General features: G+C 34.6%; 12 protein-coding genes. 8 read left to right on the top strand and 4 right to left on the bottom strand.

Features of this window, described 5'->3' with window-relative positions; translation table 11 throughout:
• Nucleotides 1-81: 81 nt before the first annotated feature.
• From MKS83_RS09165 to rimM, 4 genes are all read left to right on the top strand, one after another.
• Complete coding sequence (locus MKS83_RS09165) at nucleotides 82-591, top strand: nitroreductase (RefSeq protein WP_240582909.1); 510 nt, start codon at nucleotides 82-84, stop codon at nucleotides 589-591.
• Nucleotide 592: 1 nt separating this feature from the next.
• Nucleotides 593-1,177: a hypothetical protein gene (locus MKS83_RS09160; protein ID WP_240582908.1), complete on the top strand. Its 585-nt coding sequence runs from the start codon at nucleotides 593-595 to the stop codon at nucleotides 1,175-1,177.
• A 106-nt stretch (nucleotides 1,178-1,283) separates the two neighbouring features.
• Entirely contained in the window at nucleotides 1,284-1,829 is a 546-nt protein-coding gene (locus MKS83_RS09155) for a 30S ribosomal protein S16 (RefSeq protein WP_240582907.1), read from the top strand.
• A gap of 12 nt (nucleotides 1,830-1,841) precedes the next feature.
• Nucleotides 1,842-2,384: a ribosome maturation factor RimM gene (gene rimM / locus MKS83_RS09150; RefSeq protein WP_100376558.1), complete on the top strand. Its 543-nt coding sequence runs from the start codon at nucleotides 1,842-1,844 to the stop codon at nucleotides 2,382-2,384.
• Between the two features lie 73 nt (nucleotides 2,385-2,457).
• On the opposite strand, the gene MKS83_RS09145 is transcribed toward rimM, so the two are convergent.
• The 3 genes from MKS83_RS09145 to MKS83_RS09135 form a co-directional block, all read right to left on the bottom strand.
• Nucleotides 2,458-4,032: a serine hydrolase domain-containing protein gene (locus MKS83_RS09145; protein WP_240582906.1), complete on the bottom strand. Its 1,575-nt coding sequence runs from the start codon at nucleotides 4,030-4,032 to the stop codon at nucleotides 2,458-2,460.
• 315 nt (nucleotides 4,033-4,347) lie between these two features.
• On the bottom strand, nucleotides 4,348-5,148 hold the full coding sequence (locus MKS83_RS09140) for a helix-turn-helix domain-containing protein (RefSeq protein WP_240582905.1): 801 nt from the start codon (nucleotides 5,146-5,148) through the stop codon (nucleotides 4,348-4,350).
• Between the two features lies 1 nt (nucleotide 5,149).
• Nucleotides 5,150-6,076 (bottom strand): helix-turn-helix domain-containing protein, encoded by a 927-nt coding sequence (locus MKS83_RS09135; RefSeq protein ID WP_240582904.1) that lies wholly within the window; start codon nucleotides 6,074-6,076, stop codon nucleotides 5,150-5,152.
• A 178-nt stretch (nucleotides 6,077-6,254) separates the two neighbouring features.
• On the opposite strand from MKS83_RS09135, the gene MKS83_RS09130 reads away from it, so the two are divergent.
• From MKS83_RS09130 to rpoN, 4 genes are all read left to right on the top strand, one after another.
• Entirely contained in the window at nucleotides 6,255-6,854 is a 600-nt protein-coding gene (locus MKS83_RS09130) for an LA_2272 family surface repeat-containing protein (protein WP_240582903.1), read from the top strand.
• 4 nt (nucleotides 6,855-6,858) lie between these two features.
• Nucleotides 6,859-7,458 carry a CDP-alcohol phosphatidyltransferase family protein gene (locus MKS83_RS09125; RefSeq protein WP_240582902.1) on the top strand — a complete coding sequence of 200 codons (600 nt, stop codon included), beginning with the start codon at nucleotides 6,859-6,861 and terminating at the stop codon, nucleotides 7,456-7,458.
• Nucleotides 7,459-7,593: 135 nt separating this feature from the next.
• On the top strand, nucleotides 7,594-9,042 hold the full coding sequence (gene asnS / locus MKS83_RS09120; protein ID WP_240582901.1) for an asparagine--tRNA ligase: 1,449 nt from the start codon (nucleotides 7,594-7,596) through the stop codon (nucleotides 9,040-9,042).
• 156 nt (nucleotides 9,043-9,198) lie between these two features.
• Complete coding sequence (rpoN, locus tag MKS83_RS09115) at nucleotides 9,199-10,662, top strand: RNA polymerase factor sigma-54 (protein ID WP_100376551.1); 1,464 nt, start codon at nucleotides 9,199-9,201, stop codon at nucleotides 10,660-10,662.
• A 49-nt stretch (nucleotides 10,663-10,711) separates the two neighbouring features.
• Here rpoN and MKS83_RS09110 read toward each other — a convergent pair whose 3' ends face one another.
• Nucleotides 10,712-12,334: an AMP-binding protein gene (locus MKS83_RS09110; protein WP_240582900.1), complete on the bottom strand. Its 1,623-nt coding sequence runs from the start codon at nucleotides 12,332-12,334 to the stop codon at nucleotides 10,712-10,714.
• Between the last annotated feature and the right edge of the window lie 54 nt (nucleotides 12,335-12,388).

Raw genomic sequence — 12,388 nt, 5'->3', positions numbered from 1 at the left:
TCAGAATAACAAATAGCTTTTTAAGCTTATTTAATTTAGAATAAGTAAAGTATATTGAATTTCATGTTGTAATTTTGCTTCATGAATAAAGCAGAAGTTTTAAAAGAAATCATAGAGCAAAGAAGAAGTATCTTTCCAAAAGATTATAATGAAAATGAAATTCCTCAGGAAATTATTGATGAAATTTTACATTCAGCAACATTAGCTCCCAATCACAAACGTACAAAACCTTGGCGTTTCAAAATATTCAAAGGAGAGGAAAAAGCCAAGCTGGCTTTAGAAATGCAGTCTATTTACAAGGCAACTCAACCCGAACAACTTTTTCTGGAAAAAAAATATAACGATATCGGTTTTAAAATCAATAAAGCTAATGCAGTTGTTTCTATTGTGGTTAACTTCAGCGGTATGGTTCCGGAATGGGAAGAAATCGCAGCGATTTCTATGGCGGTTCAGAATATGTATCTTACCTGTACAGCCAATGAAATAGGATGTTACTGGAGCTCTCCGAAAATTGTAGATCATCTGAAAGAATCTTTAACGATCGAAGAAAACCAAAAGTGCCTTGGACTTTTCTACATGGGACAAATTTGAAATGAAAAATATTTACAGGAACTATAACGAAGAAGATTTAATCGTTGCCTATCTTTCGATGGTAGAGCATACGGGGAAGATCAATGATGAAATGCGAGAGGCAATCAGTCAGAAATTCGATTATAATGAATTTGTAAAGAAAGCTAATTTCAGGACGGCTTTAATTAAAGAAAAAGGAAGAATTTCTTTTGAGGTTCATAATAGGGTTCAGAAGGGAGATGATTTTAATGTTATTGAGAGCAATATTTCATCTGATATTCTTAATAAAAGGGAATTGGAACATTTTATTATCGAAAAATACTATCAATTTTCATCCTACAAAGAAAATAATATAATCGACAAAAGAACTATTTACAGAAGCCTTTTGGGTATTTTAATATCAACATTTATCGGAATCTTGGTATTAGGAGATTTAGTTTCAATAACCAATGATGCTTCGTTTCTTTTATTGATTCCTCTCTATATCGTAAATTATTGGGTAATACGATTGATTACAGGAAAAACCAGAGACAATCTTATTGTATTTTTAGCTGTTTTCATTTCCGTAATCCTATCAACAGTATTGCCTTTCATTTTATTTTATTAAAAAGATGTAAAAATATCTTAGTTTCAAACCATTGAATTGAAAATTTTGTTTATCTTTGCACTCTTAAATATTTAACTGGGACGAGTTCCCTTAAAATTCAAACATTATGTCAGTAAAAATCAGATTACAAAGACACGGATCAAAAGGGAGACCTTTCTTCCACATCGTGGTTGCAGATTCTAGATCAAGAAGAGATGGTAGATTCATCGAAAAACTAGGAACTTACAACCCAATTACTAACCCTGCAACTATCGATTTGAACGTTGATTCTGCTGTGAAGTGGTTAAACAACGGTGCTCAGCCAACTGATACTGCAAGAGCTATCCTTTCTTACAAAGGTGCACTTTACAAAAAACACTTACAAGGTGGTGTTGCTAAAGGAGCTTTTGATGAGGCTGAAGCTGAAAAAAGATTCAATGCTTGGGTAGAAGCTAAAGAATCTAAAGTACAAGGTAAAGTAGAAGGTTTGGCTACGGCTAAAGCTGATGCTAAGAAAGCTGCTTTAGAAGCTGAAGTAAAAGTAAATGAAGCTAGAATCGCTGCTGCTGCACAAGCTGAAGCTGCTGAAGAAGCTGCTAATGCACCTGCTGAAGAAGTTGCTACAGAAGGAGAAGCTGCTGCTGAATCTACAGAAGAAAACACTGAAGCTTAAGAAAACTCCTGTATGCGTAAAGAAGATTGCTATTTATTAGGAAAAATCACACGCAGACACGGACTTGCGGGAAATGTAATCCTTAAACTGGATACAGACCAACCCGAGCTTTACAATAAACTGGAATCAATATTCGTTGAAATCAACGGATTATTGGTTCCTTTTTTTATTGCTAAATCATCATGGAGCAAACTGGATGCTCTTAACATTGCTTTTAAAAACTCTACAGAAGCTCTGGTAGACCAGTCTTTGGGTAAAAATGTTTATTTACCATTGACTTCACTGCCAAAACTATCAGGAAAGCAATTCTACTATCACGAAATCATCGGATATAATATTTTAGATGAAAACGGAAATGACTGTGGCGTAATCAGATCTGTAAATGATCAGACAGCACAAGTGTATTTCATTACCAATCTTGACGGAAAAGAAGTGGTAATTCCTATTATTAAAGACTGGATTCTTGAAGTGAACAGAGAAGAAAGATTTATTAAAATGGAACTTCCTGAAGGTCTTATTGATGTCTTTTTAGTTCCTTCTAAGAAAGACGAATAATTATTTTTTCTTTTGTGATGACCAATTTCCTGTTGACCATTCATTTTTTCATATACTTTATTACCAATTTTCATTACTCATAAATCGAGGGTAATAAATAATCCTGTACAATTTTGTCGGCTTGAGAATGGGCATATGGCTTGTTGTATGCTTTGGCTGTAATAACGATCACCACTGGTATTTCTGTAAAAATGATAATTTTGTTTCCGCCATTTCCGCTGGATTGATAGGCCTCAAAATTTCTGTTCCCGACTTTATAGACTTTTCTCCAGAACAGATATCCGTAACCTTCAAAATTTTTATTTTCAGTGAAATAATTGGTAAATGATTTTTTGATCCATACTTTTTCTAAAATTCTCTTACCGTTCCAGGTTCCGGTGTTTTTATAAAGCTGTCCGAATTTGGCAAGATCTAAAGCTTTCATCCTTAGTCCTCCCGCTAAAGAAGGCTTGTGTTGAGGTGTAAATTGCCATTTGTATTCTTTAATTCCGAGAGGTTGAAAAAGTTTTTTATCGGCATAATTTTCCAAGCCGTTGGGAACTGATTTATCCAGAATATCACCCGTTACTACAACACCGGCAGTGAAATAATTCCAGTTTTTCCCTATTTTATTTTGAGTCATCGGTAAATCTAAGGTGAATGTTACCCAATTTTTTGTAGGGTACATATTTTCTTCATTTCCGGGAGATTCGTAATCGTCATCATTGCCGTTAAATGCGGAGCTCATAGTGAGTAAACTTTTAATGGTAACGCTGTCTTTTTTAGAAGAATAATTTTTGAATTGTCTTACATTATAAAACTCTTTCAGACTTTGATTTTCACTTTTAATAAAGCCATCTTGTATCGCCATTCCCATTAATGCGGATGAAAAAGATTTTCCCACAGAACGGGTATCATTTAAACTGTCTCTGTTGTACCGGTTAAAATATTCCTCCAATAGCAGTTTCTCATCTTTTATTACAACAATTCCGGTAATATCCCGAAACCTGTTTTCTGCTATTTTTTGATTTAAAGCTCTTATCCGTTCAGTGCTGAACTTTTCTTCAGAAACCTTCCAGTCACTTCCGGGTTTGATTTTCTGGACCGCAATTTGTTGTTCAGAAATACTTTTTTTAGGAATGATTAATTGAATTTCTCCTTGAGCAATTACATTTCCTACCTTCAAGGCTGATGTTTTTAAATAAGGTTTTATTTCAATTTTCAGGATATGATTTCCAGGTTCTAGTGCATCAATTCCACCGTTTGCAAGATAAAACCGCATCCATAAATATCTTCCCCAGGAATCTTCGTTTGTCGTGCTTATAAAAGGAATTCTAAAATTTGTTTTGATTTTTTTGCTTTCTGCGGTTCCTGCTCCCGGATTCAGATTTTCAGTATATATCAGTTTTCCGTCAATGATGAAATTAAGTTGATAATTTCCGTTTTTCAAGAGTTCATCTGCAGATAAATGGGGTTCGAGCTGATGTAAATAATTGACCAGTGAATTACTGAGGAAGACACGAATATCAAAATCCTTATCCTCCTGAAAGGTCATGGTTTTCAGGAAATCACTCTCTTTTATATTTTCCAGAGGAATGACTTTGTCTAAAAACATAATCTTGCTCAAATTATTTTTCTGAACGGAGTTTTCAATTGTTTCTGGTTCCACAATGTTATCAATTTGTCCAGAAGACAAACAAGACATAAGAAATAACACAAAAAAGAAGATGGGTTTCATTGTCAATTTTATCTAAACAAAAATAGATATCAGTTTTTAGAAAAAATAGAATGAAATTAACATTTTAATTTTCCTTTGTACTACATATTAATATATACTGCTAATACACACTGTCATTCTGAACGAAGCGAAGCGCAGTGAAGAATCTATTACTGAAAGGTAAGATTCTTTCTTCGTCAAAATGACAACTGAATCAAATGAAATATAAAAAATATGTGCAATATCTGTGAAGATCTGTGGGAAAGACTATTTCAAAATATTCCGATATTTCCAAGGTGTAACTCCGATATTTGCCTTAAAACAACGGATAAAATGACTCTGGTCTGAAAATCCGCACTCCAATGCAACTTCCGATAAAGACTCAAATTCATTCAAAAGTTGTAAGGATCTTTCAACCTTTAATTTTCTCAGATATTCTCCCAGATTACATTGAAAATACTTCTGAAAATCTCTGCTCAAATGTGCTGGATGAATATTTAATGTTTGGGAAAGCTCAACTAAATTCAATTTTTCTGTAAAATGTTCATGCAAAATTTCATCAAGTTGTTTTACCCAGGCTGGCTTCTTTTTTGTATCGCTTTTTTGATTTGATAATTGATCAAAAAGATTTAATAAAAGTTGATGAACAGAAAGATCAGGGAAATCATCATTTAATTTTGTTTCTTTGAAAATCTGATGCATCAACAACTTTATGGCAGGGTTTTTAATAGTAAAGCTTCCTTCAACTTGAGTTTTCGGAACGTGAAATCTTTCAAACCAATCTTCTGTAATTTCGATGTGAAATCCACGGGTAAAAACATCTGGCTTTATATTGTAATGTGCATCTTCCCAATGATGATAAAGCAATGTTCCTGCTGAGCAATCATATATTTCTTTTTTGTTGCCTTCCGTCATATTTCCCTGTAGCAGAAACGTAAGATAAGGGTTTTCATGATAATGCCAATCAACAAAAGAATGGGTGTATTCTGTATCCGTAATAGTAACTCCATCGAAATTGAGAGTTTCGTTAGTCTGCCCGAAAAATTCACCATGACGAAGGCTTTTCATATTATAGTTTTTGGGTTAAATTTTCAATTTGCTGGTACATTTTATTGAAAAATATTTTCCTATCGCGATTTCCTGAAGTGTTCAGTGATTTTGAATTTTTGATTTGATGCTCAAAATAATTTAGCGTTTCGTTGCAGGTTTTGGCATCATTAATCAAAATATATCCGAACATATTTGTTGGTAAAGCAAAAAGTGACTGTTGAGGGTGATGAAAAAAGATGTCATTGGAAAGATGCATCAGCTCGTTTTCATAGAGATGAAATTTCGGATTGTTTTCAGTTTTTTTCTCAATAAACTCTATTAATTCATTCAGCTCCTGTAGAATGATGTGTGCTTCATTTCTTTTTAAAAGCCGGGTATCGTAATAGAATAAGACCTGTTGTAAAATACTGGAAATAGTCATGTCATTCCATAATTCAGCAACATGCTGTTCTTCGTATTTTTTTCTTAGTTCCTTCGTGTCAGCTTCAAACTGAGGAGGGGAGAACTGTAAAAATGGTACAAAAACCTGTTTAGCATTCAGCAGATTCATCCATACATATATTTTGAAACGGGAAAGTAAGGTATCCGAAAGTGTATAGAAAAACGGAATGTCTTTCGCGGAATAATAAATAGTCATCTCATCGGAAAGCGGCAAATTTTCAAAAATACTGAGGTTATTCTGAAAAAAAGACTGTAAATCTTCCGTTTGGGTAACTGCTGAAGTTTTCCGAACCAGGATCTGATGGTCGGAAGTAAGAAACTGATCTAAAGAAATCTGATAATATTTAGCCAGCTCCAAAGCTTCTTCAAAACTGAATTTTGCCTTCTGTGAGGTTCTTCTGTGGGCAGCATCATAGCTTATATTCAGGATATTGGCAATCTCATCATTCAATGATTTGTCGCCAATTCTTTTTCGGATTTCCCTCAGTAAAAATTCCTGATGCATGGTTTTGTGATTTTCACAAATTTAGACATTTATTTTAATTTTTTTTCACATTCGGATTTGTGTTTTTCGCGGATAATTTTGAAACATAATTTTAGAATAATGAATTATGAGAACAAGGATTTTATTAATAATGAGCTTTTTGATAATTAATTTTTTTCATGCTCAAAATAGCTTGAAAGTGCAAAAAACGAGATTGATTGCTTTAACTCCTTTAAATGATAGAATTGATAAAGTGAATGGATTGGCCATCGGATTGGGTTTTGATTCTGAACATATTATTAAAGAACAAAATGTAAAATTGCTCCAAAAAGTGAATGGATTAAATATAGATGTTAATGCTTTAGGATTTTTATTGTGGATGTTTTACGATCCTGCAAAAGGCGAAAATACAGAATTTATAAAGATTAACGGACTTAATATTTCTGCTGCGGGATACTTACGAGGAGTGAGTCATAACGGGATGAGTATTTCTCTTTACAATTATGGTCATACGATGAATGGTATATCGGGCACCTTATTTACAACTTATATTGAAAAAGGAAACGGAATTTTTGTCTCTTCGTTGGGTGTTTATTCAAAGGAACTCAATGGAATGAGTCTCTCAGTTTTCAATGATGCAGAAATGGTAAGAGGAATACAGATTGGTGGATATAATGCTGGTGATGACGTAAAAGGGCTGCAGATTGGCTTAGTAAATACATCTAAAAAATTGAAAGGGCTGCAAATTGGTCTGTGGAACAAAAATGGAAAAAGAAGTTTACCCATAATTAATTTTTAAAATCATGAAAACAATACCCTATATTTTAATTATCATAAGATTTCTTCTTGCTCCAATTATTCTCTTCTTGGCTTATTTTCAAGGTATAGAAACACGATTCTTACTTCTCTCTTTAATGTATTTTGGATTGTTAACAGATATTTTCGACGGCATTATTGCCCGGAAAATTGGAGCTTCTTCGGAAAAATTAAGAAGATTAGACAGTCAGACTGACTTGGTTTTCTGGCTTTCGTTAGGATTTGCAGCCTATTTTCTGAATCCAGAATTGATAAAAAGCGAATGGAAAGGAATTCTTTTGATCCTGTTAATGGAAGCTTTGTGCTATGTTGTAAGTATTCTGAAATTTGGTAAGGAAACCTGTACTCATGCTTTTTTATCGAAAATGTGGGGAATAAGTCTGCTGATTGCCTTTACTTATTTAATTGGATTTCAGCAGGCAGGTTGGGCTTTTTATTTGACAGTTATATTAGGTTTTATTTCTCATATTGATGTTATCATGATTATTTTATTCCTTCCAAAGTGGCAGTATGATGTTCCCAGCTCTTACCATGCGTGGAAAATCCGGAATGGGAAAGAGCGTAAAAAGTCAATTTTCTTTAATTAATTCATATTTGAAGCATAGTTTTTCGCTAAGTAATTGATAAATCACTTTTTAATTAAGGCAGTGCAATCATCAAGTTGCGCTGTTTTTTTGTAACTTTGCGGACATTAATTTTTATATAAAAATTTTAATCAACAAATGAAAAAGCAGACAATTAAGGAAATCCTACAGGATTACAAGAAAGTATTACATCATGACATTACGGTTTACGGTTGGGTAAGAGCGTTCCGTTCAAATCGCTTCATTGCGCTTAATGATGGTTCTACGATTAATAATTTGCAAATAGTTGTTGATTTCGAAAATTTCGACGAAGAGATTATTAGTAAAATCAGTACTGCGGCTTCTTTGAAAGTGGTAGGTGAAGTTGTAGAAAGTCAGGGAGCGGGACAGACGGTAGAGATCATCGCTAAAAAGATTATTATTTTAGGAGACAACTTTACTGAGGAAAGAGATAAAACGATTCTTCAGCCTAAGAAGCATTCATTGGAAACGTTGAGAGAGCAGGCTCACCTAAGATTCAGGACCAACTTATTCGGAGCGGTTTTCAGAGTGCGTCATGCAGTAAGTTTTGCGGTACATTCATTCTTTAATCAAAACCAGTTTTTTTATATCAATACCCCTGTAATTACGGGAGCTGATGCGGAAGGAGCTGGAGAGATGTTTGGAGTTACTAACTTTGATCTAAATAATATCCCAAGAGATGAGCAGGGAGATATCGATTTCTCTCAGGATTTCTTCGGAAGAAAAACTAACTTAACGGTTTCCGGGCAGCTTGAAGGGGAAACTGCAGCAATGGGATTGGGAAGAATTTATACGTTCGGGCCTACTTTCCGTGCTGAAAACTCAAATACAACCCGTCACTTGGCAGAATTCTGGATGATCGAGCCGGAAGTTGCTTTCAACAATCTTGAAGATAACATCGATTTGGCAGAAGATTTCCTGAAATATGTGATTCAGTATGTGTTGGATAACTGTAAAGATGATTTAGAGTTCTTGGACAAGCGTTTTGCTGAAGAACAAAAAGGAAAAGCAGAAAAAGACAGAGCAAAAGAAGGATTGATCGAAAAACTTGAAAATGTTGTTGCTAAACGTTTCAAGAGAGTTTCTTATACGGAAGCTATTGAGATCCTAATGAACTCTAAAGAAAATAAAAAAGGAAAATTTGTTTATCCGGTGGAAAACTGGGGAACTGATCTTCAGTCTGAACACGAAAGATATCTGGTTGAAAAACATTTCGAAAGCCCGGTAGTTCTGTTTGACTATCCGAAAGAAATCAAGGCATTCTATATGAAACTCAATGATGATAATAAAACCGTTGCGGCAATGGATGTACTTTTCCCTGGAATCGGAGAGATCATCGGAGGTTCCGAAAGAGAAGCGAGGCTAGATGTTCTGAAACAGAAAATGGCCGAAATGCACGTAGATGAACATGAGCTTTGGTGGTATTTGGATACCAGAAAATTCGGTTCTGTACCACATGCAGGATTTGGATTGGGGCTAGAAAGGTTAGTACTTTTTGTAACGGGAATGACCAATATCAGGGATGTAATTCCTTTCCCAAGGACTCCGAAAAACGCAGAATTCTAAAAATAAAAAGCCTTAAAGTAATTTTTAAGGCTTTTTCGTTTATTTAAAATAGTTTATTATAAAGATCTATACTACAAAAATCGTGCTAAAAATTATTATTCTACAAATAAATTTATTAAATTCGTAGAATATGTATGTTAAAACACAAAGACAGATATGCTTAAACAACACTTACAGCTCAAATTAGGACAAAAGCTGGCGCCTCAGCAAATTCAGTTGATGAAGTTGATTCAGCTTCATACTCTGGAGTTTGAGGAGGAATTGGAAAGAGAGTTAGAGGAAAATCCTGCGTTGGAAATAGCAAAAGAAGACTCTAAGGAAGATGATTATTCTTCTCTTGAAGATTCTTACGAGAGTGAGGGTACAGAAAGCATTGAAACAGATTTCGATGTGAACGAATATCTTTATGATGATGAGCCAAGCTATAAAACAGCATCCAGCAACTACTCTCCTGATGATGAAGAATTTGATAATGAAAGTCTTCTTACAGAAGGGCAGTCTTTATATGATTACTTAATGGAGCAAATTCATTTGGTGAATATTTCGGATGAAGATGTGAAAATTGCAGAATATATCATCGGAAACCTGGATACAGATGGTTATCTGAGAAGGGAAATCAAGTCGATTGTGGATGATTTGGCCTTTTCTCAGGGAATTTATACGACAAAAGAAAAAGTAGAAGATATTCTTGAAAATTATATTCAGAAGCTTGATCCATCCGGTGTGGGAGCCAGAAACCTGCAGGAATGCCTTCTTTTACAGATTGAAAAGAAAGTAAGCTCTGATAAAGCAGTTTCTTTGGCTGCCAATATTTTAAGACATCAGTTTGATGCACTTACCAATAAGCATTACAATAAGATCATTCAGAAGTATGATATTGAAGAAGAAGATTTGAAGGATGCGCTGGATGAAATATCCAAACTATCACCGAAAGTAGGAGGTAATTTCGATACTCAGACGATTACTATTAATCAGGAGATCATTCCCGATTTTGTCATTCAGGTAAAAGACGGACAGGTAATTCCGATGTTGAACAGTAAGAATGCGCCTACTTTAAGAGTTTCTGAAGAGTATAAGGATATTTTATCAACGTATTCCCATGATAAGAACTCTGCAGAACATAAGCAGGCCGCTTTATTTATTAAACAAAAACTGGATGCGGCAAAATGGTATATTGACGCCATCAACCAACGTCAGAATACTTTATTGCAGACCATTACTGCCATTGTGAAATTCCAGAAGGACTATTTCATTACAGGCGATGAGAAATCATTAAAGCCGATGATTTTAAAGGATATCGCAGATATTACCGGTTTTGATATTTCCACAATTTCCAGAGTGGTAAAAAGTAAATATGCAGATACTCCAAATGGAATTGTTTATCTTAAAGATTTATTCTCTGATAGTTTAACGAATGATGATGGTGAAGAAGTTTCGACAAAAGAAATTAAAACCCACCTTCAGGAAGTTATTGATAAGGAAAATAAGAGAAAACCATTGACAGACGATGCATTGGTGGTAATTTTGAAAGAGCAAGGCTATAATATTGCAAGAAGAACGATCGCAAAATATCGTGAACAGCTGAATATTCCTGTAGCAAGATTAAGAAAAGAACTCTAAAAAAATAAAAAAAAGCATTTCGATCTGAAATGCTTTTTTTATTTACGGATTATTCTTTTATATGTTCCAGGCCAAGCTCTTTCACAGAGACTTCCCGCATCTCTACTTTTCTTATCTTTCCTGAGATCGTCATCGGGAATTCTTCTACAAACTTCCAGTATTTTGGAACTTTATAATGGGCAATTCTTCCTTTGCAATAATTTACAAGTTCATCTTCTGTTACATTGAAGCCTTTTCTTACTTTTACCCAGGCCATAACTTCTTCTCCAAATTTTTCACTGGGTACTCCAATGATCTGAACATCTAAAATATTAGGATAGGTGTATAAAAAATCTTCGATTTCTTTGGGTGAAATATTTTCACCACCGCGGATAATCAGATCTTTAATTCTTCCGGAAATGGTAACGTAGCCTTCCTCATCCATTACGGCCATATCTCCTGTATGCATCCATCTGCCCTCATCAATAACTTTTTTAGTGTTTTCAGGATCGTTCCAGTATTTCAGCATAACAGAATATCCTCTTGTGCATAGCTCTCCATGTTCCCCGCGTTTAAGGATTTTGCCGTTTTCATCAATGATTTTTATTTCTAAATGATTCTGAACAGTTCCTACGGTATTTACCTGCTTTTCAAAAGACGTTCCAATTAAAGTCTGGGTAGAAACAGGAGAGGTTTCCGTCATTCCATAGCAAATGCTCATTTCTTTAATATTCATGAGGCTTTCCACTTTTTTCATGATTTCAGGCGGACAGACAGAGCCAGCCATTACCCCAGTTCTTAAGCTCGAAAAATCAAAAGTATCAAAATCTTTTACAGCCAATTCAGCGATAAACATGGTAGGAACTCCATATAAAGAGGTACATTTTTCATCCGAAACCACTTTCAGTGTAATATCCGGATCAAAGCTGTCGTTAGGAATCACCATACAGGCTCCGTGAGTTGTGCAACAAATATTTCCGATCACCATTCCGAAGCAGTGGTAAAATGGAACGGGAATACAAACCCTGTCATTTTGTGTGTATTTTAATCGTATTCCGATAAAATATCCGTTATTTAAAATATTATGATGGGAAAGCGTTACGCCTTTAGGAAATCCGGTTGTTCCTGATGTATATTGAATGTTTACCGGATCATCAAATTGAACATGTTCTTCATAGCTATGTAGCACATCGTCAGAAATATCCTGTCCGTTATTTAAAAAATATTCCCAATTATCATCAAAGAAAATTTCTGATTTTAAAGTAGGGCAGAATTCTCTTGCATCGGTAATCATTGCTTTATAGTCACTTGATTTAAAAGCTAGGGAAGAGAAAAGGTGTGACATTTCGGACTGATTGATCACAAAAATCAGCTCACTGGTTCTGTACGCAGGATTTATATTCACTAAAATAGCACCGATTCTGGCTGTGGCATATTGTAAAAGAACCCATTCGTAACGGTTGGTAGACCAGATTCCGATTCTGTCGCCAGCTTTTGCTCCCAAAAATATAAGAGCTTTTGCAACAGCAGTGGTTTGATTATAAAATTCCTGATAAGTGGCACGGTAATTTTGATGCACACAAATCAATGCTTCTTGATGTGGAAATTTTTCTACGGTATTTTTTAGATTGGCTCCAATAGTCTGTCCCAACAATGGAATATCAGAAGCTCCATGAACGTAAGATAAAGGCATAGATTAAGATTTGATAAAATAAAATTAACAATTATATCTTTATCTTGGAACGGA

The sequence above is a fragment of the Chryseobacterium sp. Y16C genome (assembly GCF_022488405.1).
Lineage (GTDB): Bacteria > Bacteroidota > Bacteroidia > Flavobacteriales > Weeksellaceae > Chryseobacterium > Chryseobacterium geocarposphaerae.
This window is presented reverse-complemented; position numbering and strand designations above follow the sequence as displayed.